General features: G+C 72.7%; 22 protein-coding genes. 12 read left to right on the top strand and 10 right to left on the bottom strand.

Translation table 11 applies throughout. The features are described from left to right. Window positions 1-38: 38 nt before the first annotated feature. From Pen02_RS03925 to Pen02_RS03915, 3 genes are all read right to left on the bottom strand, one after another. Window positions 39-3,521: an ATP-dependent helicase gene (locus Pen02_RS03925; protein WP_203864516.1), complete on the bottom strand. Its 3,483-nt coding sequence runs from the start codon at window positions 3,519-3,521 to the stop codon at window positions 39-41. Next, on the bottom strand, window positions 3,518-7,096 hold the full coding sequence (locus Pen02_RS03920) for an ATP-dependent helicase (protein ID WP_203864735.1): 3,579 nt from the start codon (window positions 7,094-7,096) through the stop codon (window positions 3,518-3,520). The genes Pen02_RS03925 and Pen02_RS03920 overlap by 4 nt, the downstream gene beginning before the upstream one ends. Before the next feature lie 122 nt (window positions 7,097-7,218). After that, window positions 7,219-7,497, bottom strand: coding sequence for a hypothetical protein (locus Pen02_RS03915; RefSeq protein WP_203864515.1), 279 nt, complete (start codon window positions 7,495-7,497; stop codon window positions 7,219-7,221). Window positions 7,498-8,058: 561 nt separating this feature from the next. On the opposite strand from Pen02_RS03915, the gene Pen02_RS03910 reads away from it, so the two are divergent. Beyond that, window positions 8,059-8,784 (top strand): DUF5753 domain-containing protein, encoded by a 726-nt coding sequence (locus Pen02_RS03910; protein ID WP_372445574.1) that lies wholly within the window; start codon window positions 8,059-8,061, stop codon window positions 8,782-8,784. Continuing rightward, a complete protein-coding gene (locus Pen02_RS03905) occupies window positions 8,772-8,969 on the top strand; it encodes a DUF397 domain-containing protein (protein WP_203864513.1) in 198 nt (65 codons plus the stop codon). Before Pen02_RS03910 ends, Pen02_RS03905 begins: the two co-directional genes overlap by 13 nt. A gap of 174 nt (window positions 8,970-9,143) precedes the next feature. Here the strand turns inward: Pen02_RS03905 and Pen02_RS03900 are convergent, their stop codons facing one another. Continuing rightward, window positions 9,144-10,013, bottom strand: a complete 870-nt coding sequence (locus tag Pen02_RS03900) for a hypothetical protein (protein ID WP_203864512.1) — start codon at window positions 10,011-10,013, stop codon at window positions 9,144-9,146. A gap of 302 nt (window positions 10,014-10,315) precedes the next feature. Here Pen02_RS03900 and Pen02_RS03895 point away from each other — a divergent pair, with 302 nt between their 5' ends. The 4 genes from Pen02_RS03895 (at window position 10,316) to Pen02_RS03880 (ending at window position 12,258) form a co-directional block, all read left to right on the top strand. Beyond that, on the top strand, window positions 10,316-10,636 hold the full coding sequence (locus Pen02_RS03895) for a helix-turn-helix domain-containing protein (protein WP_203864511.1): 321 nt from the start codon (window positions 10,316-10,318) through the stop codon (window positions 10,634-10,636). Window positions 10,637-10,717: 81 nt separating this feature from the next. Beyond that, window positions 10,718-11,143 carry a helix-turn-helix domain-containing protein gene (locus Pen02_RS03890; protein WP_203864510.1) on the top strand — a complete coding sequence of 142 codons (426 nt, stop codon included), beginning with the start codon at window positions 10,718-10,720 and terminating at the stop codon, window positions 11,141-11,143. A 5-nt stretch (window positions 11,144-11,148) separates the two neighbouring features. After that, window positions 11,149-11,562, top strand: a complete 414-nt coding sequence (locus Pen02_RS03885; RefSeq protein ID WP_203864509.1) for a VOC family protein — start codon at window positions 11,149-11,151, stop codon at window positions 11,560-11,562. A 318-nt stretch (window positions 11,563-11,880) separates the two neighbouring features. After that, window positions 11,881-12,258 (top strand): hypothetical protein, encoded by a 378-nt coding sequence (locus Pen02_RS03880; RefSeq protein WP_203864508.1) that lies wholly within the window; start codon window positions 11,881-11,883, stop codon window positions 12,256-12,258. Window positions 12,259-12,316: 58 nt separating this feature from the next. Here the strand turns inward: Pen02_RS03880 and Pen02_RS03875 are convergent, their stop codons facing one another. Beyond that, window positions 12,317-13,168 carry an LOG family protein gene (locus Pen02_RS03875; protein WP_203864507.1) on the bottom strand — a complete coding sequence of 284 codons (852 nt, stop codon included), beginning with the start codon at window positions 13,166-13,168 and terminating at the stop codon, window positions 12,317-12,319. A gap of 172 nt (window positions 13,169-13,340) precedes the next feature. Between Pen02_RS03875 and Pen02_RS03870 the strand changes: the two genes are divergently transcribed. Next, a complete protein-coding gene (locus tag Pen02_RS03870; protein ID WP_203864769.1) occupies window positions 13,341-13,505 on the top strand; it encodes a hypothetical protein in 165 nt (54 codons plus the stop codon). 111 nt (window positions 13,506-13,616) lie between these two features. Here the strand turns inward: Pen02_RS03870 and dapE are convergent, their stop codons facing one another. Then, complete coding sequence (dapE, locus tag Pen02_RS03865) at window positions 13,617-14,690, bottom strand: succinyl-diaminopimelate desuccinylase (RefSeq protein ID WP_203864506.1); 1,074 nt, start codon at window positions 14,688-14,690, stop codon at window positions 13,617-13,619. Between the two features lie 116 nt (window positions 14,691-14,806). Here dapE and dapD point away from each other — a divergent pair, with 116 nt between their 5' ends. Both dapD and Pen02_RS03855 read left to right on the top strand, forming a co-directional pair. Beyond that, window positions 14,807-15,760, top strand: a complete 954-nt coding sequence (gene dapD, locus Pen02_RS03860) for a 2,3,4,5-tetrahydropyridine-2,6-dicarboxylate N-succinyltransferase (protein WP_203864505.1) — start codon at window positions 14,807-14,809, stop codon at window positions 15,758-15,760. Between the two features lie 16 nt (window positions 15,761-15,776). Further along, window positions 15,777-16,364: a sugar O-acetyltransferase gene (locus tag Pen02_RS03855; RefSeq protein ID WP_239140027.1), complete on the top strand. Its 588-nt coding sequence runs from the start codon at window positions 15,777-15,779 to the stop codon at window positions 16,362-16,364. Window positions 16,365-16,458: 94 nt separating this feature from the next. Here the strand turns inward: Pen02_RS03855 and Pen02_RS03850 are convergent, their stop codons facing one another. From Pen02_RS03850 to Pen02_RS03835, 4 genes are all read right to left on the bottom strand, one after another. After that, window positions 16,459-19,614, bottom strand: coding sequence for a putative bifunctional diguanylate cyclase/phosphodiesterase (locus tag Pen02_RS03850; protein WP_203864504.1), 3,156 nt, complete (start codon window positions 19,612-19,614; stop codon window positions 16,459-16,461). A gap of 240 nt (window positions 19,615-19,854) precedes the next feature. Beyond that, a complete protein-coding gene (locus tag Pen02_RS03845; protein WP_203864503.1) occupies window positions 19,855-20,502 on the bottom strand; it encodes a nucleoside/nucleotide kinase family protein in 648 nt (215 codons plus the stop codon). Window positions 20,503-20,533: 31 nt separating this feature from the next. Then, a complete protein-coding gene (locus Pen02_RS03840) occupies window positions 20,534-22,033 on the bottom strand; it encodes a class I tRNA ligase family protein (protein ID WP_203864502.1) in 1,500 nt (499 codons plus the stop codon). 170 nt (window positions 22,034-22,203) lie between these two features. Then, window positions 22,204-22,896, bottom strand: coding sequence for an SIMPL domain-containing protein (locus Pen02_RS03835; protein ID WP_203864501.1), 693 nt, complete (start codon window positions 22,894-22,896; stop codon window positions 22,204-22,206). Window positions 22,897-23,032: 136 nt separating this feature from the next. On the opposite strand from Pen02_RS03835, the gene Pen02_RS03830 reads away from it, so the two are divergent. The 3 genes from Pen02_RS03830 (at window position 23,033) to Pen02_RS03820 (ending at window position 25,031) form a co-directional block, all read left to right on the top strand. Next, on the top strand, window positions 23,033-23,464 hold the full coding sequence (locus Pen02_RS03830; RefSeq protein WP_203864500.1) for a hypothetical protein: 432 nt from the start codon (window positions 23,033-23,035) through the stop codon (window positions 23,462-23,464). Further along, window positions 23,461-24,330, top strand: a complete 870-nt coding sequence (locus Pen02_RS03825) for a tetratricopeptide repeat protein (RefSeq protein WP_203864499.1) — start codon at window positions 23,461-23,463, stop codon at window positions 24,328-24,330. The genes Pen02_RS03830 and Pen02_RS03825 overlap by 4 nt, the downstream gene beginning before the upstream one ends. Before the next feature lie 143 nt (window positions 24,331-24,473). After that, window positions 24,474-25,031 (top strand): IPT/TIG domain-containing protein, encoded by a 558-nt coding sequence (locus Pen02_RS03820; RefSeq protein WP_203864498.1) that lies wholly within the window; start codon window positions 24,474-24,476, stop codon window positions 25,029-25,031. Window positions 25,032-25,195: the final 164 nt, after the last annotated feature.

Genomic DNA, 25,195 nt, shown 5'->3' with positions numbered 1-25,195 from the left:
TAGCACACTGCCGGCCGAGCGGCACGGATTCCGGCAGATCAGGGAGTTGCCGGAATCCCGGCGGCACTGCCGGCCGCCGCCGACGGCACCTGAGCCACCAGCGCGGCCAGGCCGTCGGCGTCGAGCAGGTCCGCCGGGCGCACGGTGGCGTTCTCGCGTACGTAGTGGAAGGCCGCGCGTACCCGGTCGACCGGTACCCCGGCCAGTTCCGCCCAGGCCAGCCGGTACGCCGCCAACTGCACCGCCGCCGCGTCCGCATCGACGCCGGTCGGTTGCCGGCCGGTCTTCCAGTCGACGACGTCGTACCGCCCGCCGGGGAGGGTGAAGACGGCGTCCATCCGGCCCCGGACCAGCAGCCCGCCGATCATGGTGGCGAACGGCACCTCGACCTCGACCGGATGGCGGTCGGCCCACTCGCTGGCCAGGAACCGCTCCTGCAACTCGGCGAGCGCCGCGTCCGGCGCGGCGTCCGAGTCCGCCGCACCCGGCAGCTCGTCGACGTCGAGCAGCCGGCTGATCCCGTACCGCTGCTCCAGCCAGGCATGGAAGGCCGTGCCCCGGCGGGCGTGCGGCTCGGGGCGCCGGGGCATCGGCCGGCGCAGCGCGCGGGCCAGCGTCGCCGGGTCCCGGCGCAGCGCGACGAGCTGCGACACCGACAGGTGGCCGGGAAGTGCCACCTCGACCGGCCCGGAGCGGTCGGCCAGCATGTCCCGCTCGGCGAGCAGCAGGTCGGCCTCCCGCCGCCAGGCCGCCGCCGCGACGGCCGCCTCCGGATCCACCGCCGGCAGCTCGCCGGCACCGTCCCCAACCGCTTCCTCCGCCGCCGCCACCGGCTCGGCCGGTTCCTCGGCCGGGTCTGCGGTGCCGGTCGGCTGTTCCGACATCAGGCGGCGGACCAGGGCGGCGGCCTCGGCGAGGGCCGGCCGTCGGGACCCCAGCGGGTCGGCCGGCCACTCGGCCCGGAGTACCACCTCGGTGGTCGGGTTGGTGGCGTCCGCCGCCGGCTCCGGCGCCCAGGCGTCGACCACGAACCCGCTCTCGCCGGCCTCGGGCGTGGTCAGGCACCACTCGTACACCTCGGCGAGGAACACCGACGGGCCGCGCGCCCGCTTCGTCCCCTCGCCCCACCAGTACCCGGAGCAGAGCAGCAGCCGGCGCGGCCGGGTGACCGCGACGTACGCGAGCCGGCGTTCCTCCCGCTCGTCGTGCGCCCGCCAGTCGTCGGTGAAGGTGGTCAGCGCCCGGGCCACCGCCTTCTGGTCGTCGGCGTCGTGCAGTGCCAGCTCGGGCAGCCCGTCCGCGTCGCCGCGCAGCGGGAACGGCAGCACGCCGAGCCCGAGCAGGTAGTGGTCGGAGCCCCGGGCCGTACCCGGCCAGACGCCCCGGCTCAACCCGGCCACCGAGACGACGTCCCACTCCAGGCCCTTGGCGGCGTGTGCGGTGAGGATCTGCACCGCGCCCTCGACCACCTCCACCTCGCCCGGGGACAGTCCGCGCTCCTCGTCCTCGGCGGCGGCGAGGAAGGCCAGGAAGGCGTGCAGCGGCGCACCGGCCGAGTCGCCGGCGAACCGGGCCGCCACGTCGCCGAGCGCGTCCAGGTGGCCCCGGGCCAGGCCGGCGTCGCCGCCCCGGCCGTCGCTGCCGGCGCGTACCGCCACCTCGACGTCGAGGCCGATGGTCCGCTCGACGTCCGCGAGCAGGTCCGGCAACGGCTGGTCCAGGCGGTGCCGGAGCAGGCCGAGTTCCCTCCCGTACGCCCGCAGCCGGGCATAGCCCTCCGCCGAGTACGCCTGCGCCGGCCCGAGGTCGGCCAACGCCTCGACCAGGGTCGCCTCGTCCAACCGGTCGGTGACGATCTCCGGCTCGTCCTCGTCGTCCTGCCGGGACAGTTCCCGGCGGGCGCGGGCGATCGCGGTGGCCCGGCGGTGCAGGGCGACCAGGTCCCGGGGACCGATCCGCCAGCGTGCCCCGGTCAGCAGCCGGAGCAGCGCCGCACCGTCGGTCGGGTCGGAGAGCACCCGCAGCGTGCAGACCACGTCCCGCACCTCGGGGGTGTCCAGCAGTCCGCCGAGCCCGACCACCTCGACCGGCAGTCCCCGGTCACGGAGTGCCGCCTCGATCGCCGGGATCTGGCTGCGCAGCCGGACCAGTACCGCCGTCGTCGGCCGGGCCAGCACCGGGATCTGCTCCGGCAGCGCGTCCGGCATCCGGGCCGCCCCCCGCCAGGCGGCGAGGATGCTGTCGGCGATCCAGTCGGCCTCGTCGGCGTACGTGTCGAGCAGCGCGCAGTGCACCGTGCCGCCCGGGTACCCCCGGCCGGTGCGGCCCGGGATCTCCTCGTCCACCCGGAACGCGGCGGCCAGCTCGGCGACCTGTGCCCCGGCGGCGCGCAGCGGCGCGGCGAGCCCGTTGGCGACGTCCAGGATCTGCGGTCGGTTCCGCCAACTCGTGGTGAGCGTCCGTACCTGGGCCGGGGTGCCGTCCGGCTGGGCGAACTCGGTCGGGAACCGGTCCAGGGTGCCGGCGCTGGCGCCCCGCCAGCCGTAGATCGACTGGCACGGGTCGCCGACGGCGGTGACCGGGTGGCCGCCGCCGTAGAGCGAGTGCAGCAGCACCACCTGGGCGTGCGAGGTGTCCTGGTATTCGTCGAGCAGCACCACCCGGTAGCGCCCGCGCTCGATCGCGCCGACCTCCGGGTGCTGCCGAGCCACCAGCGCCGCCCGGGCGAGCTGGTCGCCGAAGTCCATCGCCTCGAAGTCGTCCTTGCGCTGGGCGTACGCCCGGACCAGCGGCAGCAGCCGGAGCCGGAGTTGCTGGATATGCAATGCCTTGCGTACGTCGGCGTAGACCCGGCCCGGCCGGGCCTGCACGTCGGCGAAGAACCTGCCCGTCCAGGCAGCCAGGTCGTCCGGGGTGGCCAGGTGTTCGGCCAGGTCGGCGGCGAGTGCGAGAACGGCGTCGGTGACGGTGCTCGGCATCCGTTCGACCTCGGACATGTCGCCGTCGTGGTTGCGGACCAGCGAGTCGACGATCTGCCAGCGGGACGCCTCGGTGAGCAGCCGGGTCGACGGCTCGTACCCGCCGCGCAGCCCGTGCTCGGTGACGATCCGGGCCGCGTACGAGTGGTACGTCGCCACGGTCGGCTCGCCGCCGAACGGGTCGTCGTCGCTGTTGCGGCTGTTCCGGCCGAGCCGGCGTACCAACTGGCCGAGGCGGGTCCGGATCCGCATCCCGAGTTCCCCGGCCGCCTTGCGGGTGAAGGTGAGGCCGAGCACGTGCCCGGGTTCGACGTACCCGTTGGCGACCAGCCAGACCACCCGGGCGGCCATCGTCTCGGTCTTGCCGGAACCGGCTCCGGCGACCACCAGCAGCGGCTCCACCGGCGCCGAGATGATCGCGGCCTGTTCCAGGGTCGGCGCCGGCAGCCGGAGCAGCTTGGCCAGCTCGACCGGGGTGTAGCGCGGCCCGGCGTCGGCGACCCGCTGGGTGGGCGTCGGGCTGAACAGCGAGGGCTGGGTCATCGGCCGCCACCACCGCCACCGCGCTGGCCGGGCGCTCCCGAACCGCCGCCGCGCTGGCCCGGCGGCCTCGGCGGGGCGGCGGCGTCCGGGCGGCGCCGGGTGGGTGGCTCGACGACCTGGCGACCCTGGCCGGAGATCGGGCAACTGCTGCGTACCGGGCAGACCCGGCACTTCGAGTTGGCGACGGCGGAGAAGGTGGCCGCGGCCATCGTGTCGGCGGTACGCCGGACCATCGCCCGCGCCCAGCTACCCGCCTCCTCGGCCGCCCCGACCGGCGGCTGGACCTGCTCCTTCGCGTCCTGGGTCGACGTGCCGAGCTGCACCAGCGCCGCCCCACCCGACTCCGACCCCACGCCGAGGTCGTCGAACGCCCCCGCCTCCACCGCCGCCTGGTACGCGCCGAGCTGTGGATGCTCGGCCAGCTCCGACGCGGTCACCGCCGTCGACTTGCCGGTCTTGAGGTCGATCACCACGAGCCGGCCGTCGGCGTCCACCTCCAGCCGGTCCACCCGGCCGGTCAGCTCGATCGGCCGTTTCGGGTCGTCGAGGCGTACCGCGAACTCGTGTTCGATGGCGAGCAGCCGGCGCGGGTTGCCGGCCAGCCAGCGCAGCAGCTTGTCGACCATCACCTCGGCGCGGGCCCGTTCGGTGCCGGCCATCCAGCGGGCCGCGAGTTCGATCACGTCGAACCGGGCGGCGACGTACTCCAGCAGTTTGCCCCGGTCGGCGCTGGCGTCCTCGGCGAGCATCGCGGCGGCGTGCACCAGGTTGCCCACCCCCTGCGCGGAGCTGGCCGGCGGCCGGCCGCCGTGCCGTTCCAGCAGCCAGCGCAGGCTGCACCGGAGCGCGCTCTCCATCCCGGACGGGGTGACCCGGACGGGTTCGCCCTCGTCCACCAGCGGCCGGTCGTCGGAGAGCGGACGCAGCCCCCACCAGTCGTCGGGATGCGCTCCCGGAACCCCGGCGACGGCCAGCCGGGCCAGTTCCTCCGCCGCAGCGCGCCGCCGGGCCGGTGACGCCGCCGGGTCGGTGACGGCGGTACGCAGCTCGGCGACCAGCGCCGACAGCGTCAACGCCCGGGGCGGCCGACCGACCGGCAGCGCCGGTACGTCGTCCGCGACCCCGTCCACCTCCTCGGCCGCCGGTTCGTCCCCACCCGGCGCCGCCCCGCCACCGGTGGCCGGGCCGCCCGGGCCATCGGGCTCACGGCTGCCGCTTCCGCCGCCCGGACCGCTCCCGCCGGATGGACCACCTCGGCCGGCCGGGCCGCCCCGGCCAGCAGTGTCGGCGTCGTCGTCGGGGCGCTCGACCGCCGGGCCGAGTTCGTAGAGGAACCGGCTCGGCTGCTCCTCGTGGTCGGCCACCCCCACCGCCGCCGAGGCGACCGCGCTGACCAGCAGCCTGCGCCGGGCCCGGGTCGCGGCGACGTAGAACAGTCGGCGTTCCTCGTCCAGCATCGCCGAACCCTGCCCGGCCAGGGTGGCCGCGACCCCGGCGCCCTCGCTCCGACCGGCGAGTACGTCGACCAGCCGCTCCGAGCCGAGCAGGCTGCCGCGCAGCCGCAGGTCCGGCCAGATCCCCTCCTGTACCCCGGCCAGCGCGACCAGGTCCCACTCCAGCCCCTTGGCCGCGTGCGCGGTGAGCAGGCGTACCGCCTCGCCCCGGTCGGCGCTCGGCGCGAGGGTGTCGGCCGGCAACTGCTGCCCCAGCACGTGGTCGAGGAAGACCTCGGTACGCGCCCCGGGCAACCGGTCGACGAACCGTGCCGCCGCGTCGAAGAGTACGACGATCGCGTCCAGGTCCCGGTCGGCGGCGGCGGCCCGCCAGCGCAGCCCGCTGTCCTGTGCCCCGGCGCTGGTACGGGACCGGGCCAACGCACCGGTCCAGCGTTCGGCGAGGCCGCTGGCCCGCCACACCGCCCAGAGCACCTCCTCGGCGGTCGCCCCGGGCACCGTGGCCGCCTCCCGGGCCGCACCGAGCAGGGTGGCGACCGCCTGCGCCGGGGCCGCCCAGCGGCGTTCGATCGAGAGCAGGTCGCGCGGATCCCGCAACGCCTCCACCAGCAGGGCGCCGGAGGGCCGCCGGTCCCCGCCGGCCAGCGCCAGCGCCCGCAACCCCTGCCGGAGCCGCCGCTCGGCCAGCGGGTCGGCGCCGCCGAGCGGCGAGTGCAGCAGCGTCACCACCGCGTCCTCGTCCAGCCGGTCCGGTTCGAGCGCGCAGCGCAGCAGCAGCAACAGCGGCGACACCGCCGGTTGCAGGTGCAGCGGCAGGTCCTCGGCGTGCACCACGGTCGGCACCCCGACGGTGTGCATGGCGCGTTGCAGCGGCGGCAGTTGCAGCGTGGTGGAGCGGAGCAGCACCGCCATCCTCGACCAGGGAATCCCGTCGAGCAGGTGCGCGGACCGTAGCGCGTGCGCCAGGTAGGCCGCCTCGCTGGTGCCGGAGCGGAAGGTGCGGATCTCCACCGTCCCCGGCTCGGCGTCCGGTGCCGGGTGCAGGTCGCGGTGGGCCACCGGCCCGCGCAGCCGCCGCGCCAACCGCCGGGTCGCAGCCAGCAGTCCCGGCCCGGCCCGGTACGACGTGAGCAGCAGCACCGTCCGGGCCACCGCCCCGGAGACGGTACGGAACCGGTGCGGGAACGTGCCGACGACGGCCGGGTCGGCGCCCCGGAAGGCGTACGTGGACGAGTCCGGGTCGGCGAACGCCACCAGCGGTTTGCCGCCACCGCCCACCAGGTGCAGCAGGTCCACCTGGGCCGGGTCGGTGTCGGCCAGCTCGTCGACGTATACGTGGGCGAGCCGGGCCCGTTCGGCGTCGAGCAGTTCGGGGTCGTCGGTGAGCAGCCCGGAGGCGGCCCGGACCAGTTCGGCCGGGTCGTAGGCGACCGAGCCCCGGGTGGTGACGTCGCGCAGGGCGAGCACGGCGACGTACTGCCGGAGGAAGCGGGCGGCGGCCGGCCAGTCGGCCCGACCGAGGCGTTCGCCGAGCCGGGCCAGCTCGGTCGGCCCGACGCCGCGTTCGGCGGCCCGCATCAGCAGGTCGCGGAGCTGTTCGGCGAAGGCCCGGGTACGCAGCGCCGGGCGCAACTCCGCCGGCCAGCCGACCGGGTCCTCGATCTCGTCCCCGGCTTCGGGCTGGTCGTCCTCGACCCCGATCACCCCGAGCAGTTCCCGGATGATCAGATCCTGCTCGGGACCGGTGAGCAGTCGGGGGGACGGCTCGCCGCGTTCCGCCGCCGACCGGCGGAGCAGCCCGAAGGCGTACGCCGGGAAGGTCCGGACCAGCGGCTCGTGCAGTACCCGGTTGGTGACCTCGGCGATCCGGGCCTCGATCCGGTGCCGCAGCGCGGTGGCCGAGCGCCGGCTGAACGCCAGCACGAGGATGCGTTCCGGGTCGACGCCGTCGGCGACCCGCGCGGCGACCGCCTCGACCAGGGTGCCGGTCTTGCCGGTGCCCGGTCCACCCAGGACCAGCAGCGGCCCGTCGGTGTGCGCGATCACCTCCCGTTGTACGGGATCGTCGTGTCGCGCCGGTCCGGCCTCGGCCGCCCGACGGACCAGCCGGTACGCCTGCACGCCGCTCATCACACCACGCCGCGCCGACGAGTCCCCCTCAGGTACGCCCGCGCGTCTCCTCCTGCTCCGGGTCTTGATTCTCGGCGACTCGTGGTTCCCCACTAACCACAGATCGACAAGGATCATGAGAGCGTGGCACGGGCTGCCCAGTCGGGGACCCAGCCGAGGAAGCGTAGGCAGAGGGCCACCTGGTCGAGGTTGGGTGAGGTGGCGAGGAGATCGCAGAGCGCCCGGTGCAGGTGCCCGGCGAGGTGGATCAGGAGGTTGGCCCGGGCACCGCGATAGGCGTGCAGCAGGTTCAGTCGGGCCGGCTGGCACGGCCAGGGGGCGGCGCAGGTCCGGCAGAGGTACCTCGGCCGGGTCGGTACGTGCGGTCGTCGGCGTGCGAACGGCGGATTCATCGCGCGGGCCGGATTATCGGCTCGGCTGCCCGGCGGCGGTGTGCCCGGAGCGGGCTGAGATCGGCCGACCGGCACGGCCGGTGGGTATCGTCCAGCCCGGGCCCCGGTTGGCGTTCCGGGCCGTGCCCGAGGTCGGTCGCGGACCCGGCTCCGAATCAACCGGCGCCGGCACCCCCGCCGGTGGCGGTGGCGGAGGCCACGGCATCTGCGTCACGGGTACGTCGTCCGGGCAGCACCAGCGCAGCCCGCACCGGCAGTAGCGCCAGAGTCGCCGCCAGTCCCGGCGGTGACGTTCCGGTTGCCGCCTTCTCCAGCTCATCCCGCTGCTCCTCTCCGTCGTGCTGCTCTGCGGTGGGATGGAGGCGGGGACCGCCCGACTTACGGGGAGACGATCCGGGCGGTCCCCGCGCGGTTCCGTCCGGGCGGTTGCCGCCACCGAACAGTTCCGCTATCTGAAGCCTGCTCGGCGTGGCGAGACAAACACACAACGTAGTTGTATGTTCCGGGGAAATCCTGGACGTCCACTACGGAGGGCACGTGAACGAGATCCTGCGGATCGCGATGGCCGAGGTCGGGGAGACCGCCGAGTCGCTCGCGGAGAAGGTGGGCGTCGATCCGAAGACCGCCGGGCGGTGGTTGACGCCGGGCCGGATCCCACAGCCGCGTCACCGGACGGCGGTGGCGGACCTACTCGGCCGGGATGTCGGCGAACTCTGGCCGGACGTCCTCCGCCGCCGGGAACTCGAATGGTTCCGCCCGTGGGCCGACGTCGAACGGGAGGCGACCTCGCTACGGTCATTCGAAGCGGCAGTGCTGCCGGGCCTGCTCCAGACCGAGGCGTACGCCCGCGCGGTGCTCGGCAGCGGACCGCTCGGCGGTGACGAGATCGACGGTCACGTGGCGGCCCGACTCAAGCGCCAGGCGGCGGTCTTCGACCGACCCAAGCCACCGCTGACCGTCTTCGTGGTGGACGAGGCAGCGCTGCGCCGAGGCGACCCGGAAATCATGCATCCGCAGCTCGATCACCTGGTCGAGATGGCCCAGCGCCCGTTCGTGATGGTGCACGTGCTGCCGCTGCACGCCGGCCTGCATCCCGGCCAGGCCGGAGCATTTGTCATCGCCAGCCTGGACGACCGGCCCGACGTCGCCTATCTGGACGACCAGGCGGCAGGCCGGATGACGAGCGACGTTGCCGCGCTCTGGCGCACCTGGGACACTGTGAGATCGGTAGCGCTGCCGCGCGACCTGTCGATAGCACACCTGAGGGCAAGAGAATGGTTGACCTGACCGGCGCCCGGTGGCGCACCAGCACCCGCAGCAGCTCCAACGGCGGGAACTGCGTGGAGGTGGCCGACAACCTGCCCGGCCGCGTACTCGTCCGGGACAGCAAACACCGCGACAACGGCACCCTCACCTTCACCCCCACCGCCTGGACCACATTCGTCACCGCAGTAGCAGGCCAGGCGCCGTAGCCGGAGTTGTCACCTCCTCGTCCCGACAGCAGACAAGGGATGGCCAAGCCCAGGTACGGATCGACTAACTTCACGCACGAACCGGCCGCTTGGCCCCCAAGTCTGTGGCGCCCACCGAAACTGGTCGGTGGGCGCCGCCGCGTCAGGCCGAAGATCCGTTGTTAAGTGCGGGAACTACGCTGGCCCGATCGTCCAGTTTCCGTCGGCCTTGACCTGTACGAGCGCGGGCGCCTCCAACGGACGCCGGCCCGAGTAACCGCCGATCTCGTTCACCAGCAGTCCACCCTCGCCGGAGTCGAGATTGTAGGCGTAAACGACGAAGTTTGAGTTGCCCTTCGAGTGCGTGATCTTCGCTGTGTCGTAGTCTCCGCCGAGAAGAATCACGTCGTCGCCCTTCCCCGCGGCTTTCCCCGAGAGCGCCTTGGTTGCAAGCTGATCAACCGTCCCGACAGTCAACGTCCATTTTCCGCTGGCTTGGACATCGAACTGGCTGGTCAAGGAGTCTTCCTCCAGGTTGATCCATGCTTTGCCACTGTAGGCGCCAATCTCATTGACGAGAAGACCTTCCGGGCCGTCGCTCTGCACGATGGTGTTGCTGGTGCAGCGCGGGCATTTGAAGACCACGACAGAGAGGTCGGTCAGTTCAGGAATCTTCACCACGTCGTCGCCGCGCCCCGAATAGGTCTTCGGCTTGGGTTTCGCCGGTGGCGTGGTTTCGGCTTCTGATGGGGCAGCACTTGGCGTCGTCGTCGGCGCCGCAGTCGCAGTCTTGACTGGTGTTGGTCTCACCGACGTACTAGTCGCCGTGGCAGCGACGGGATCGGCCCCGTTCGTCGGGCTATCCGCGAGATTTACGATAGCTGCGATCCCGCAACAGAAGAGGAATAGTCCGGCGAGGCCGCCAGCGATCCACGGGACGACCTTCTGCTTCCTGCGCGGTGCGCCCGGGGGCCGCAGTCCGCCTGTAGATGGCGGCGTGAGAGGCCCGGGTCCGGGAATATAGGGCGTCGACTGGGTCGGTTCGACCGGCGGCGGGTTCGTCATGAGGACTCCCTCGGAGTATTGGCCCGGCCAGCCTGATCCATCGCGGAGAAATATTACTCGCGGATGTCGGTCAGGCGACAGCAGCCTTATCCGATCGGGTAGGCCCGTCTGGGCCGACGTTGGATAGGTTGTGTGCTTCCGGCGGTCGATTCTGCCCGCAGGCCGTGACCGGTACCCCCTGCTGGATACCGCCGAATGTCAGTTCGCCGTGGCTATACTCACCAGACGCAGAAGCCGTCACCTCGGAAGTCACCATCGACGCTCCTACTAGCCACCCAGAGAAACAGGAAGAGGAGAGGACGATGAATGAGGTTCGACGCTGGCGTGCATCTGGTCATCTGGAACGCGCGGTCGAAACGGCAGGCGGCCCGGAAGCCTTCGCGGTCAGCCTCGGCCGGATACTCGACGAGGCACGTGGTTGGCGCCTGGCCGAGATGCGCAGACGACGAGGACTGACCCAGGAGCAGGTAGCGACCCGGATGGGGATCTCGGTCGCCCGGGTGTCACAGATCGAAGGCGGCGACTTCTCCACCCAAGACGTACTCAGCCGCTACGTGACGGCCCTTGGCGGGACACTCAGGCTCATCGCAGACTTCGGCGACGAGCAGACGAAGGTTGCCTAGAGCGACTGGAACTCGCTCGACCGAAACGGACACAAGCACCGTAATCAGGCGCCCGTCGGGCGGCGTGCCAGAATGGTGGGCATGGACCGGGCCGATCTCGTACGCCTGCGTCGCGCCCGGGACCGGATGGACCGGGAGTACGCGCGACCGCTGGACGTGACCGCGCTCGCCCGGGACGCCCTGATGTCGCCCGGTCACTTCTCGCGCAGTTTCCGGACCGCCTTCGGCGAGACTCCGTACGCCTATCTGATGACCCGCCGGATCGAGCGCGCGAAGGCCCTGCTGCGCCGGGGCGACCTGACGGTGACCGAGGTCTGCATGGCCGTCGGCGGCTCCTCGCTCGGCTCGTTCAGCTCCCGCTTCACCCAACTGGTCGGCGAGTCGCCGAGCGCCTACCGGGCCCGCAACCATGCGGCATTGGCCGGGATCCCGCCCTGCGTCGCCAAGATCGTCACCAGACCGGTCCGGAACAAGGAAACCCGGCCGGCCCGGCACGTCATAGCCTGACCTGCATGGACATCAGACTTTCGCACACCTTCCTGGCCGTCGACGACCACGAGAAGGCGATCACGTTCTACCGCGACGTCCTCGGCCTGGAGATCCGCAACGACGTCGGGTACGGCGACATGCGCTGGGTGACGGTCGGCTCGCCGGCCCAGCCGGACGTCGACATCGTGCTCGAACCCCCGCACGCGAACCCGAACATGTCGACCGGGGACCGCGACGCCGTCTCCGACCTGATGGCCAAGGGCGTCTACGGCCGCATGGTGTTCTGGACCGACGACTGCGACGCGACGTTCGCGCGCATTTCGGCGGCCGGCGCCGACGTCGTCCAGGAGCCGATCGACCAGGCGTACGGGGTACGCGACTGCGCGTTCCGTGACCCGGCCGGCAACGAGGTCCGGTTCAACCAGCCCAGGGGCTGAGCCGGCCCCGCGAGCGGCGTCGGCGACCCGGCCGTATCCCGGCATTCGACGCGCGGGCACGCGACGGAACCGAACTGCGAGGACCTGCACACGGCCCTGCGTGCAGCGGCCGACCTGTCCGGGTGACCCCACCGAGGCTCCGTCCGACGTTCCGGGAGGACGGACGGCGGTGCGCGCTCGCGTACCCGCGCCGCAAGTCAGGTGAAAGCGAGATGAAGCCCACCGGCCGTAACGTGCGGGCCAGCCGCCAACCGCCGACGCTCCGGCAACGGCGGCCGGCGAACGTTCGACAGCGTTTCCATCCTGGGGAGGAGCTTCATGCACATTTCCGAGGCAGCGCCGGTGGAAGGCGGCACGACGACCCGCCGGACGGGCGCCGGACGCCGGACGGCCCGGGTGGCCGTCGTCGGTGTCCTGGCCGCTGCGGCGGTCGGGTTCGCCGCCTCGCCCGGCCTCGCCGCCACCGGCCGGGTCACCGTCGGTGGTCCGACCGGCCCGATCGCCGTACTGGTCAACCCGCCGGCCGGCTGCCACCAGCTACGCGGCGCGCTGCCGCCGGGGACCACCGTACGGAACCAGACCGACGCCACGATCGTGGTCTACACCGGAGGGTTCTGCACCGGCTTTCCGTCGATCGCCCTTCCGCCCGGCGACTCCACGGTCTTCTCACCGGGAAGCATCCAGGTGCTGTCCTGAACGGAGTCACCGGCGCGGCCCACCCACGGGGGGTGGGCCGCGCCGCCAATTCGGCGGGTCAGCGGGAGTCGCGCCGGCCGGCAGCCGACTGCTGGGCGGCCTCGGCCTGGGCGATCGCGGTCTCCTGCAACGCCTCCTGCTCGGCGGCCAGGGCCGCGTCCGCCTCGATGATGTGCCGGACGGCGGCGTTCACGTCGTCCGTCACGATGATCAGTTCGAGATCGGCAAGACCGATCTTGCCGTCGGCCGCGAGCGTGTCCCGGAGCCAGTCGAGCAGCCCGCTCCAGTACGCCGTACCCATCAGGACCACCGGGAACCGGGTCACCTTGCCGGTCTGCACCAGGGTCAGCGCCTCGAACAGCTCGTCCAGGGTGCCGAACCCGCCCGGCAACACCACGAACGCCTGGGCGTACTTGACGAACATGGTCTTGCGGGCGAAGAAGTACCGGAAGTCGATCGCCATGTCGACCCAGTCGTTGATGCCCTGCTCGAACGGCAACTCGATGCCGAGCCCGACCGACAGCCCGCCCGCCTCGGTGGCGCCCCGGTTGGCGGCCTCCATCACGCCGGGCCCGCCACCCGTGATCACCGCGTAGCCTGCGGCGGCGAGCGCCGCCCCCAGCTCCTCGGCGAGTACGCACTCGGGGCTGTCCGGCTTGCTGCGGGCCGAGCCGAAGACGCTTACCGCCGGGGGCAGGTCGGCCAGGGTGTCGAAGCCCTCCACGAACTCCGACAGGATCCGCAGTGCCCGCCAGGCGTCCTTGGTCTTCCAGTCGCCCCGGCTCCGGGAGTCGAGCAGCCGCTGGTCCGCCGTACTCACCGGGATCGCCTCGCGGCGCAGGGTGACCGCGCCCCGGTGCCGTTCCGGTCCCGGTCCCCGGCTGCGGTTTCGCCGCTCGCTGTGGTTCATGGGGTCCACCGTAATCCGGTGGACCACGGGCGGGGTGGCGTGATCCGGTACGTCACAGGACGAACATCCAGCACCGACGCAACCAAACGGTGCTGGCCGGCGTCTTACCAAGCACACAAGGGGGAACGCGCGGCGCCCACAACACGGCCGCGCACCTTCGGGGGGAACTGTGATGACCAGCGGGGAGATCATCCGGCTTCGACGACAGATGCAGCGCCGGATCCGGGCGGTGGTCGCCGAGCGCCGGATGGCGCGCAACGCCGCGCCGATCGGTGCCGACGACAGCGAGCCGGGGCGGGAGCACGAATCGCGTAACCAGCAGCACGTCGACGGGTAGTCCGCCGACCGGATAGCACGGGGAAGCTGGTGCCGGCCGGCGGCAAAGGGGCCACCGCCGGCCGGCACCGGACCCAAATCTCCCAGCTCGACGGGTAATCCCGCTGCCGGCTTAGTGCGAGGCGAGCCAGCGGTGCAGGGTGGCCGCGCCGTCCCGGATCTTGCCGATCTCGACGTGTTCGTCTGGGGCGTGCGCCAGGTTCGGGTCGCCCGGCCCGAAGTTCAGCGCCGGGATGCCCAGCGCGGCGAACCGCGACACGTCCGTCCAGCCCAGCTTGCCGATCGGGTCCGCGCCGACCGCCGTCAGGAACTCCCGGGCCGGTGCCGCGGTCAGCCCCGGCAGCGCCCCGGGCGCCGAGTCGGTCACCCGGACCAGATAGCCGTCGAAGACCTCGCGTACGTGCGCCTCCGCCTCCTCGGCCGTCCGGTCCGGCGCGAACCGGTAGTTCACCTCCATCTCGCAGAGGTCCGGTACCACGTTGCCGGCGACGCCTCCGCTGATCCGGACCGCGTTCATCCCCTCGCGGTACACGCAGCCGTCGATGGTGACCATCCGGGCCTGGTACCCGGCCAGTCGGTTGAGCGCGCCGCCGATCCCGTGGATCGCGTTCACCCCGTTCCACGAGCGGGCCGAGTGCGCCCGCCGGCCGGTCGCGCTGACGATCGCCCGCATGGTGCCCTGGCAGCCCGCCTCCACCACCCCGTGGGTGGGCTCCAGCAGTACCGCGAAGTCGGCGGTCAGCCACTCCGGATGCGCCTGCGCGACCAGGGTCAGCCCGTTGTAGCGGGACTCGATCTCCTCGGCCTCGTAGAAGAAGTAGGTCACGTCGTACCGGGGCTCGGGCACGCTCACCGCCAGGTGCAGCGCGTACGCCACCCCGGACTTCATGTCCGAGGTGCCGCAGCCGTAGATCAGGTCGCCCTGCACGGTGGACGGGAAGTTGTTGTTCAGCGGCACGGTGTCGAGATGCCCCGCCAGCACCACCCGCTGGGCCCGACCCAGGTCGGTACGGGCCATGATCGTGTTGCTGTGCCGCGCCACGGTCAGGTGCGGGACGTTCCTGAGCACCTCCTCGACGCAGTCCGCGATCTCCTTCTCGTCGCGCGAGACGGACTCGATGTCGACCAGGGCGCGGGTCAACGCCACCGGATCGGCCAACACCTCGGGGGTGAGCGGGTTCTCCATGGTGGGAGACGGTACCGTCAAGGTCGTATCGGCGGGACGCGTCCGAGGCCCGGAAATGACGTTCCACACTCACGGCTGAGCCGGAGTTCCAGACGGATGACGGAGAGGTAGACCCGGTGACGACCGAACAGCCCGCCTGGGGAATCGGAGTGGCCACGCTCGCCGGGGACCAGGTGCTCGACACGTGGTATCCGACCGGCAAGCTCGGCCTCGGTTCCTCTCCGCTGGTGGCCGGCGAGGACGGTGACGTACTCGACCTGCCGCCGGGTGCGATCGGCGACCGGGCGCTGCCGGGGCTGCGTACCGCCGTGGTGGTCACCGAGATCGGCTCGCTGGCCGACCCGATCAAGGACGCCGCCGACGCGTACCTCCGGCTGCACCTGCTCTCCCACCGCCTGGTCCGGCCCAACGAGCTGAACCTCGACGGCATCTTCGGCCTGCTGGCGAACGTCGCCTGGACCTCGGCCGGGCCGTGCCCGCCGGAGCGGGTCGACGAGCTGCGGGTGATCGAGCGGGCCGCCGGCCGGCACCTGGCCGTCTACGGGGTCGACAAGTTCCCCCGGATGACCGACTACGTCGTCCCGTCCGGGGTCCGGATCGCCGACGCCGACCGGGTACGCCTCGGCGCGCACCTGGCCAGCGGCACCACCGTGATGCACGAGGGCTTCTGCAACTTCAACGCCGGCACCCTGGGCGCCTCGATGGTGGAGGGCCGGATCGTCGCCGGTGTGGTGGTCGGGGACGGCTCCGACGTCGGCGCGGGCGCCTCGATCATGGGTACCCTCTCCGGCGGCGGCAAGGAGAAGGTCCGGATCGGCGAGCGGAGCCTGCTCGGCGCCAACGCCGGGATCGGCATCTCGCTCGGCGACGACTGTGTGGTCGAGGCCGGCTGCTACATCACCGCCGGTTCCAAGGTGACCCTGCCGGACGGCCGGGTGGTCAAGGCCCGCGAGCTGTCCGGGGTCGACGGGCTGCTGTTCTGGCGCAACTCGGTGACCGGCGCGCTGGAGGCGAAGCCGCGTACCGGCCGGGGCATCGAGCTGAACGCCGCGCTGCACGCCAACGACTGAGCGGGCCGGTCCGGTGATGGCCTCCGGCGCGGATCCGCGCTCCCAGCGGGAGCGGATGCTCGCCGGTGACCTCTACCGGGCAGACGACCCGGAACTCGTCGCGCTGACCCGCCGCGCCGCCCTGCTGGTGCAGGACTACAACTCGACCCCGGCCGACCGGCCGGAGCGGCACCAGGCACTGTTGCGCGCCCTGCTCGGTGCGGTCGGTGACCGGGTGGTGGTCCGGCCGCCCTTCTACTGCGACTACGGCACGCAGATCCGGATCGGCGACCGGTCGTACCTGAACTTCAACGCCGTACTGCTCGACGTCGCCGCCATCGAGATCGGCGCCGACGTCCAGATCGGGCCGAACGTGCAACTGCTCACCCCGTACCACCCGCTCGATCCGGCGCAGCGCCGGGCCGGCTGGGAGGCGGCCCGGCCGATCACCGTCGGCGACAACGTCTGGCTCGGCGGCGGGGTGATCGTGCTCGGCGGCGTCACCATCGGCCCGGACACCGTGGTCGGCGCCGGCAGCGTGGTCACCCGGGACCTGCCGCCCGGCGTCGTCGCGGTCGGCAACCCGGCCCGGGTCCAGCGTTCGGTGACCCCGACGGCCGACTGAACGCGTCGCCAGCTTCCCCACCGCTCGGAACGTCCTCGGCAGCAGCCCGGCCAGGAGCGACCGGCCGGCAGCCGGCGCCAGTCGGTGGCCGGCGTCAGTCGGTGGCCGGGCGGGGCTTGGGCAGGGCGCCGGGCGCGGGCCCGTCGCCGAGCCAGCCCAGTACGTCCCGGTCCTTGAGCGGCCGGGAGAAGAGGTAGCCCTGGCCAGAGGCGCAGCCCATGTCGAGCAGGATGGTCCGGACCGCCTCGGTCTCCACCCCCTCGGCGATGATGTCCAGGCCCAGCGTGCCGGCCAGTCGGATGATCCCCTCCACCAGCAGCCGCTGCCGCCGCGACGAGGCCACCGTCTCGGTGAACGACCGGTCGATCTTGAGTACGTCGGCCGGCATCTGCTGGAGGTAGCTCAGCGACGAGAACCCGGTGCCGAAGTCGTCGATGGCGACCCGCAGGCCGAGGGAGCGCAGCTCGGACAACTCGGCCCAGACCGGCTCCTGGTCCCGCAGCAGCAGGCTCTCGGTGATCTCCAGCATCACCCGGTCCGGCGGTACCTCGGCGGCGGCCAGCGCCCCGCGTACGGTGCCGACGAAGCCCGGGGTACGGAGTTGCCGGGCCGAGACGTTGATGCTCACGTACGGCGCACTCATGTCGCCCCGCTCCGCCCGCCAGCGGGCCACCGCACCGGCCGCCTGGCGCAACACGTAGTCCCCGATCGGCTCGATCAGCCCGGTCTCCTCGGCCAGCCCGATGAACAGCTCCGGCGGCACCGGTCCCCGGGCCGGATGGTGCCACCGGGCCAGCGCCTCGAACCCGACCGCCACCCCGGTACGCATGTCCACGATCGGCTGGTAGTCGACCGAGAAGCTGAGCTTCTGCACCGCCTCGGTCAGCGCGGCCCGCAGCTCCAGCCGCTCCACGATCGCGGTGTGCAGCTCGGACTGGTAGCGGCACCAGCGCCCCTTGCCGGCCCCCTTGGCGACGTATAGCGCCAGGTCGGCGCGTTGCAGCAGCTCACCGGCGTCGCTCGCGTCGGCGCTGGTGGCCACCCCGATGCTGACCGACCCGTTGACCACGGTGTCGCCGACCTCCAGCGGTTCGGCGAGCGCCCGGACCAGGTGGTCTGCGACCCGCTCGACCTGCTCCGGATCGTCCGCCTCCGGGATCAGCACCGCGAACTCGTCGCCGCCGAGCCGGGCCACCAGGTCGTTCGGGCCGACGATCTCGCGCAGCCGCTCCCCGGCGGCGATCAGCAGCGCGTCGCCGATGGCGTGCCCGTGGGTGTCGTTGACGGCGGTGAACTCGTCCAGGTCGATGGAGAGCGTGCCGACGGTACGGTCGCCGTCCCGGGCCTTCTCCACCGCCTCGTACACCTGGTCCTGATAGGACGCCCGGTTGGCCAGCCCGGTCAGCGAGTCGTGCACCGCCCGGTGGGTCAGCTCCTGCTCCAGCCGTACCCGCTCGGTGATGTCCCGCATGGTCAGCACGAAGCCGCGTACCGTGCGGTCCTTTCGCAGGTCCCGACAGGTCACCTCGAGCTGCACCCGCTGCCCGTCGGGCCGCCGTACGCTCCAGTCGAGTGCGCGACGGTCCGCGTCGGCGAGGGCCGAGTCGAGCAGGGCGACGACCGGGAGCTGGTCCTCGGGGGAGAGCACGGTGGCCAGGTCGGTGCAGTCCGCCGGCTCGATGCCGAGCACCGTCCGTACCGACGGGCTGGCGTACCGGACCTGGTGGTCGTCGTCGACGATCAGGATCACGTCGGCCGCGTTCTGCACCAGGCTGCGGAAGTACGCCTCGCTGTCCCGGCGGTTGATCTCCTGGGCCAGGCTGATCCGTTCCAGTGCCATCGCCGCCTGCGCGGCCAGCACCTCCAGCGAGTCCCGCAGCGTCGGCAGCAGCCGGCTGTCGGTGGCCACCAGCAGCGCACCGACCCGGGGTGCCCCGCTGGCCCGGCCGCCCTCGCCGGCACCGACCCGGCCGTCGCCGACCAGCGGGCAGAGCGCGACCGTCTCGAAGCCCCCGAGTTGCTCGGCCAGCGCCGGTTGCAGGGTCCGGACCCGGAGCAGCCGGCTGCGCCGGGCGGCGGCAGCGGTCGGCGCCGGATAGAACGGGGACGGGCTGGCCATCCCCGGACCCCAGATGCTCATCGCGGCGGCCGGTACCCCGTCGGTGTGGTTGATCGAGAAGACCATCCGGTGTGCGGACTGCCGGGGCACCAGCCGGGCCACGGCGGTCCGTACCGCCCGGCGGACCCCGGCGGCGTCGGTCGCGGCCACCAGTTCGGCGCCGGACTGCCGCAGGCTCCGCTCCCGGGCGACCGCCTGCCGGTGGCCGTCCACCGCGTCGCCGAGCCGGGTCAGCACCAGGGCGAAGACCACACCGCCGACGACGGCGATCACCGAACCGTCCCGGACGTCGCCGTTGAGCACCTCGTAGAGCAGCATCGCCGGGGCGAGCGTGGCGGCGATGCCGAGCAGGACCAGCCGGCCCTTGTCGATCTCGCTGTCCGGCGGGGCGGCCGGCTCGGTCAGCGTCGCCATCGACGGGTGCAGCGCGGCGGCGCCCCAGGCGACGTAGAAGGAGAGCCAGCCCAACTCGGTCGGGCCGCCCGGCTGCCAGTCACCGCGCAGCAGCGCGGCGCCGTAGACGAGGTCGGAGATCAGCATTCCGGCCGCGCCGGCCGCCAGCAGCAGCCCGGCGACGCTGCCCCGCGAGGTCACCGCCACCCGTACGGCGGTGGCCAGCAGCAGCACGTCGAGCAGCGCGTACGCGGCCAGCACCGACTGCTCGAACGTGCTCGTCCCCGGACCGATCAGGTACGGCCGGATCACGAGTACCCAGAGCAGGAAGGCGCCGGCGGTGGTGAAGATCAGGAAGTCGAGCAGCCCGGACCGGTCCCGGGCCCCGGTGGTGGAGCGGGTCAGCCCGAGCAGTCCGGCACCGATCAACGGCACCATCACCAGGTAGAAGAAGTCCGAGACGAGCCCGGAGTCGGCCCGGGAGTCGCCGAGCGGAAGATTCGCGGCGAGCAGGTAGACGGTGTCGCCGACGGCGAAGATCCCGAGCGCGGTGCCGAGCAGCCACCAGGAGTACGCGCGGTTCGGCCGGTACCGCCGGATGCCGACCGCCACGGCCACCATGCTGGTGACCCCGAACGCGGCGGTCACCAGTGGACGCGGCGCCGGCAGCGCGTAGAAGGCCACCAGCAGCGCGCCGTTCACCCCGGCGTACCCGGCCAACAGTTTCCGAACTGACACGGCTCTCCTGCCGATCGTCGCCGACGGCGTGCAACACGGTCGAAACAGCTTGCCGATCGGTCTACCAGTCCTCGATGCGCTTCGCTATCACCCCGCCGGGTACTGGTATCGACCGATGGGCAGTGAGCAATCCGGGACCTACGGCGACAGGTCGGAATGGATCACCGGAGACGGGGTCGGATCGGCACACCGGGGACGGGCCCGGATCACGCGTCGCCGACCGAGGGCAGTGGACCGGCCTCAGGCCGGATTGGACGGTGCCATCCGGACGACCAGGTCCGCCCGGCCGACGGTACCGGCGATCAGCTCGGCGTTGCGCTGGTCGGTGCCCCGGGCCCGGTCCGCCGCCTCGACCGGTTCCCGGCCGAACGCGATGTGCCGCTCGGTCAACCGGCGCAACCGTTCGGTCTCGTCGAGGTCCAGGAACCACACCTCGTCGAGGAGGTCGCGTACCTCGGCCCAGGGCGGTTCCGGTACCAGCAGGTAGTTCCCCTCCACCACCAGCAGCGGCACCGTCGGCGGCACCGGGATCGCCCCGGCGACCGGCTCCTCGATCTCGCGGCGGAACTCCGGCGCGTACACCGTCTCGGTGCCGGCCCGCAGCCGGCGCAGCAGCGCGACGAAGCCGGCACCGTCGAAGGTGTCGAGCGCACCCTTGCGGGCGTGCCGGCCGAGCCGGTGCAGTTCGGCGTCGGCCAGGTGGAACCCGTCCATCGGCACCAGTTCGGCGACGCCGGGCAGCGCCGCCACCAGCAGCCCGGCCAGGGTCGACTTGCCCGCACCGGGTGCGCCGGTGATGCCGAGCAGCCGGCGTGGCCCGGTCGACGCCAGCGCGCGGGCCCGGGCCACCAACTGGTCCATGGTGTGTGCGAACGGTTCGGGACGCATCCGGGAACTATCCCACCGCCCCGGCTGTCGACTACTGCCCGGTCGCGAGCCCGGGCCCGCCGGTCGGAAGCCGGGGAAAGAGCGGCGCGGCCCGGCCGACCCGGCAGTCGCCCGGATATCCGCCCCAGGCGAGATCGTCGGGGACCCGCGGGGCGTACCCGTCGAGCCCGATCTGGCGCCAGATCCGGGCCGACGTCCCAGGCACCGCCGGTGCGGCGAGTACGGCGACGATCCGCAGCGCCTCCAGCGCGTCGCCGAGTACCGTGGCCGCCTCGGCCGAGCCGACCGGCAACCGCCACGGCTGCGCCGCGACCAGGTACGAGTTGGTCGCCGCCACCAGTCGCCACGCGGCGGCCAGCGCGTCGGCGGGCTGACCGGCCGTCCAGCCGTCCGCACTCGCCCCGGCACACTCGGCGGCGACCGGGGCGAGCGGGGAACGCCGGCCCGGCGCCGGGCCGGTCCCGGCGCACCGGGACACCACCAGCGCGGTCACCCGGGAGAGCAGGTTGCCGAGCGTGTTCGCCAGGTCTGCGTTGTAGCGTGCCTCGACCGAGGCGACCGAGAACTCCCCGTCCGGGCCGACCGGGTTGTCCCGGAGCAGGTGGTAGCGGAGCCCTTCCGGCCCGAACCGGTCGAGCAGGTCGTCCAGGGCGACGGTCCGCTCCCCCGATTTCGCGATCTTGCTGCCGCGTTGCAGCAGGAAGCCGTGCACGGTGATCCGCTCCGGCAGCGGCAGGTCGGCGGCGAGCAGGATCGCCGGCCAGTAGATCGCGTGGAACCGCAGGATGTCCTTGCCGATCACGTGCCGCGCCGGCCACCAGCGGGTGAACTCCGGCGACGGCCAGCCGGCGGCGGTGAGATAGCTGCCGAGCGCGTCGAACCAGACGTACGTCACCTGGGTCGGGTCCCAGGGCAGCGGGATGCCCCAGTCCAGGCCGGCCCGGCTGATGGAGAAGTCGGTCAGTCCCCGGCGCAGCCAGCCCAGCGCCTCGTTGCGGCGACTCGCCGGCCGGACCGCGTCCGGGCACCGGTCGAACCACTCGGCGAGCGGGCCGGCGAACTCGGAGAGCCGGAAGAACCAGTTCTCCTCGCCGACCAGCTCGGTCGGCCGGCCGTGCACCGGACAGACCAGCTCCGGCGTGTACGCCTCACAGCCGACGCAGTACCGCCCGTCGTACCGGCCGGGGCGGAGGTGACCGGCGTCGTGCACCCGGGTCAGTAGTTCCGTCACCGTCTGCCGGTGCCGGGCGGAGGTGGTACGGACGAACTCGTCGTACCCGATGCCGAGCCGGTCCCAGGTGGACCGGAACCGGCCGGCGGTGCGTTCGGCCAGCGTTGCCGGCGCGATTCCGGCCTCCGCCGCCGCCCGCCGCACCTTGGCGCCGTGCTCGTCGGTGCCGGTGACCAGCCGGGCCGGTCGCCCACACAACCGCTCCCAGCGGGCCAGCGCGTCGGCCAGCACCGTGCTGTACGCGTGCCCGACGTGCGGCAGGTCGTTGACGTAGTAGATCGGTGTGGTCAGGTAGGTCATGGCGTCCTCCACGAGGTGTCGGGAGGGGCCCGGCCCCACGCACGGCGAAACGGGCCCCTCGAAGGAATCGAGAGGCCCGTTCGACGCGGGCGGGTTGTCCGCGCGCGACCTAGCTGCGGCCCCTCCGGGGCCGGCGCATGAGTCGGGTCGTGGCGGACATGGGCGTCAGGCTAGCCCGGAGCGGCAGTGTCGCGCACCGGCATTTGTCCGCCGGTCAGGATCGGCGGGGTGATCGCGAACCGGGCCTCGACGGTGGCGTGCACGGTCTGCACCTGCGGGTCGAGTTCGAGTTCCGGCGGTGCCCCGCCGGCCGCCCGGTAGCCCATGGTGTGCGCGGCCCGGGTCATCATCACCGGCTGTGCGGTGAGGCCGGCGTCGGAGAGGTGCAGCAGGCCGGTGACCTCGGCGCCGAGCGCGTCGGCGTACTCCCGGGCTCGGGTGATCGCCTCCGCGACGGCGGCCCGCCGTGCCTCCCGGTGTGCCGGGCTGGTTGGCCGCAGCTCCCACCAGGGGCCGGCGACGGTGGTCTGGTCCTGGTCGGCGAGCCGGAGCATCAACTCGCCGAGCACCCCGAAGTCGGTCACCGTGACGGTGGTGGTGGCGCTGCCGGCGTACCCGGTGACCTTCTCGCCGGACCGCTTCAGTTCGGGGCGTACCCACAGGTCGCCGGTCTCCCGGCGCTCGATCGCGTCGCCGTAGCCGTCGATCAGCACCCGGACCGCCGCGGACCGCTCGGCGAGCCGGGACAGTGCCGCCGGACGATCCTTGTCCCGGGCGGCGACCGTCACCGAGAAGCGGGCGACCTCCGGCGGAACCTCCCGGACCACCTCGCCCCGGACCAGCACGAAGGGTTGCTCGGTCATCCGCCCACCCTAGTCCGCGTGCGGCACGACGGCAGGCCGGCCGGCTGACCCCGCAGCCGTGATCTCGATCGACGGGTCGTTCCAGGACGGTCATTATGCTGTGCCGGCGCCGTCGAGCGGCAGAGATGGGGACCCGATGCAGGACGAGCTGTTCAGCCCGACGATCCAGGAGCGGCCCGCGCCCGGCAGACCGCCGTGGCGGCCGGAGTCGATCCTGTACCCAGCCGTCTTCGGCGGCCCGCTGGCCGCAGCCACGCTGGGCGTACTCAACGGCCGGCGGCTCGGACTGGCCGGCCACCGCCTGCTCGTCGTCGGCGCGGCCGGGCTGGTGGGTTTCGGCGGTCGGCTCGCGGTCAGCGCGGCCGTCGACGGCAACTCCGCGGTGCGGCTGGCCGGCATGGTCACCGGCGCGCTCGTCTGGTTGGCGGTGCTGTTCTTCCAGCGCGCGCCGTTCCGGGTCTACTCGTATCGGGGTGGCGAGCCCGCCAGCCTGGTCGGCCCCGGCTTCGCCGCAGGCATCGGCTTCGGTGTGCTGGAGGCCGTCCTCATCCTGGTGCTGGTCCGATGACCGCGCCGTCACCGGTCCTGGCCCGGGCCGAGGCACTGCTGCTGACGGACCGGCCGCAGGAGGCCCTGGCGGAGTTGTCCAGGCTGCCCGCCGACGAGGCGGTCGAGGTGCCCGCGACCCTGCTGCGCTGCGCCGCGCTGGGCCAACTGGACCGCTGGTCCGAGGTCGTCGAGGCCGCGAGCGCCGGGCTGGCCGCCGCCGGACCGCACCCCGACCTGCTGTGGCACCTGGGCCGGGCCGAGCATCGGCTGGGTCGTCCACAGGTCGCCGAGCGGGCACTGCTCGACGGACTGGCGCAGGCACCGCACGACGTCGACCTGCTCTGCACCTACGCCGACGTCTGCGCGGCCAACGGCCAGGTGGACAAGGCGGCGAAGCTCGTCGAGCGGGCGGCGGCGGTGGAACCGGAGGCGCCGATCGTGTACGCCACCCGCATCCAGGTCGCCTACAACCGTGGAGACGATCGCGCTGCCGAGCGGATCAGCCGCGAATTCGTCGCCGCCCACCCGGAAAATCCGGCGGCGCACGCGCTGCTCGGCGGCACCAGTGCCGCCCGTGGCCGACTCGACACGGCGTACGAGGGCTACCGGCAGGCCGCCGCGTCGAGACCCACCGAGCAGGCGTTCGCCGAGTCCGCGCTGGAGCTGAGGATCGCGCGACATCCGCTGATGCTGCCGATCCGGCCGGTGCTGCGCTTCGGCCCGCTGAAGGTCTGGCTGGGCGTGATCCTCGTGGTCTTCGGGCTGCGCGCGGCCGGTCTGCCCACGATCTCGGCGGTACTCGGGCTGCTGTGGCTGCTGCTCTGCGTCTACTCCTGGATCGTGCCGCCGCTGGTGCGCCGCTGGCTTCGCCGGAACTGGCACTGAGCACTCTGGTACGCACCCACAGCATCCCGTCGCGCCGAGATTCGCCCGAATTCGCCCCGTGACTTCCCTTTTACCGGCTCGTTGTTCCGGTCAGCACCTCTCGGCCAGAGGGGTCTCCGGCTGCACTCGAACAGGGGAAGACCATGGGACATCTCCGGCGAGCGGCTTCGACGGCACTGCTGACGCTGGCACTCACGAGCCTCGCCAGCCTCGGCCCGTCGGCGGCGCACGCGGCGGCCGGTGACGCGACCGCCCGGACCAGTTCCACGCTCTCCGCCGTGGCTCAGCCGATCGTGGGGATCAACTCGGTCGCCCCGGAGAGCGGCTCGACGCAGGGCGCGTTCGCGGTCACGGTCACCGGGGTCGGGTTCGTACCGGGCCAGACCAGCGTACGGATCTGCGACATCGACCTTCCGCCGGCCAGGGTCCAGGTCAACTCGGCCGGAAACGTCCTCACCTTCACCGCTCCGCCGTGCCCGGCCGGGCAGACCCAACTTCTCGTCACCACACCCACGGGGTCGGCCTCGACAGTCTTCGGGTACTACGCCGAGGGTGATCTTCCGGTCACCGGCAACCCGGTCTGGCTTCCACTGCTGGCCGGAACGGCGCTGACCGTCACCGGCGGGCTCGTCCTGCTGTTGACCCGCCGCAGGTCGCCCGAGCGAATCCAGCCAGAACGCGGCGTCAGGCGAAGGATGTAGCCCGATTTCCTCAGCGGGCAGGAGGGTGCAGAGGTCCTGTACGGCCTCCACCAGAGCGTACGCAGCAGCGACGCGGCGCGCGGCTGGCGTCTCGTCCCGCACCCGCGTGCCGGGTCGAGCCGGAGAGTGCGGGTTCCGGTGGGTGGCCGAACGTCCGGCCACCC

It is taken from the genome of Plantactinospora endophytica (assembly GCF_016862915.1).
Lineage (GTDB): Bacteria > Actinomycetota > Actinomycetes > Mycobacteriales > Micromonosporaceae > Plantactinospora > Plantactinospora endophytica.
The sequence above is the reverse complement of the archived record's forward strand: the minus strand, read 5'-3'. Positions and strand labels throughout refer to the sequence as shown.

Excerpts from the sequence above, each read along its gene's own strand:
- Pen02_RS03835 (WP_203864501.1), bottom strand. The coding sequence starts at position 22,896 with ATGACCGAGCAACCCTTCGTGCTGGTCCGGGGCGAGGTGGTCCGGGAG.
- Pen02_RS03915 (WP_203864515.1), bottom strand. The coding sequence starts at position 7,497 with ATGAATCCGCCGTTCGCACGCCGACGACCGCACGTACCGACCCGGCCG.
- Pen02_RS03820 (WP_203864498.1), top strand. The coding sequence starts at position 24,474 with ATGGGACATCTCCGGCGAGCGGCTTCGACGGCACTGCTGACGCTGGCA.
- Pen02_RS03830 (WP_203864500.1), top strand. The coding sequence starts at position 23,033 with ATGCAGGACGAGCTGTTCAGCCCGACGATCCAGGAGCGGCCCGCGCCC.
- Pen02_RS03840 (WP_203864502.1), bottom strand. The coding sequence starts at position 22,033 with ATGACCTACCTGACCACACCGATCTACTACGTCAACGACCTGCCGCAC.
- Pen02_RS03905 (WP_203864513.1), top strand. The coding sequence starts at position 8,772 with ATGGTTGACCTGACCGGCGCCCGGTGGCGCACCAGCACCCGCAGCAGC.
- Pen02_RS03910 (WP_372445574.1), top strand. The coding sequence starts at position 8,059 with ATGGCCGAGGTCGGGGAGACCGCCGAGTCGCTCGCGGAGAAGGTGGGC.
- Pen02_RS03885 (WP_203864509.1), top strand. The coding sequence starts at position 11,149 with ATGGACATCAGACTTTCGCACACCTTCCTGGCCGTCGACGACCACGAG.
- Pen02_RS03845 (WP_203864503.1), bottom strand. The coding sequence starts at position 20,502 with ATGCGTCCCGAACCGTTCGCACACACCATGGACCAGTTGGTGGCCCGG.
- Pen02_RS03880 (WP_203864508.1), top strand. The coding sequence starts at position 11,881 with ATGCACATTTCCGAGGCAGCGCCGGTGGAAGGCGGCACGACGACCCGC.
- dapE (WP_203864506.1), bottom strand. The coding sequence starts at position 14,690 with ATGGAGAACCCGCTCACCCCCGAGGTGTTGGCCGATCCGGTGGCGTTG.
- Pen02_RS03900 (WP_203864512.1), bottom strand. The coding sequence starts at position 10,013 with ATGACGAACCCGCCGCCGGTCGAACCGACCCAGTCGACGCCCTATATT.
- Pen02_RS03825 (WP_203864499.1), top strand. The coding sequence starts at position 23,461 with ATGACCGCGCCGTCACCGGTCCTGGCCCGGGCCGAGGCACTGCTGCTG.
- Pen02_RS03895 (WP_203864511.1), top strand. The coding sequence starts at position 10,316 with ATGAATGAGGTTCGACGCTGGCGTGCATCTGGTCATCTGGAACGCGCG.
- Pen02_RS03870 (WP_203864769.1), top strand. The coding sequence starts at position 13,341 with ATGACCAGCGGGGAGATCATCCGGCTTCGACGACAGATGCAGCGCCGG.
- Pen02_RS03855 (WP_239140027.1), top strand. The coding sequence starts at position 15,777 with ATGGCCTCCGGCGCGGATCCGCGCTCCCAGCGGGAGCGGATGCTCGCC.
- Pen02_RS03925 (WP_203864516.1), bottom strand. The coding sequence starts at position 3,521 with ATGACCCAGCCCTCGCTGTTCAGCCCGACGCCCACCCAGCGGGTCGCC.
- Pen02_RS03875 (WP_203864507.1), bottom strand. The coding sequence starts at position 13,168 with ATGAACCACAGCGAGCGGCGAAACCGCAGCCGGGGACCGGGACCGGAA.
- Pen02_RS03890 (WP_203864510.1), top strand. The coding sequence starts at position 10,718 with ATGGACCGGGCCGATCTCGTACGCCTGCGTCGCGCCCGGGACCGGATG.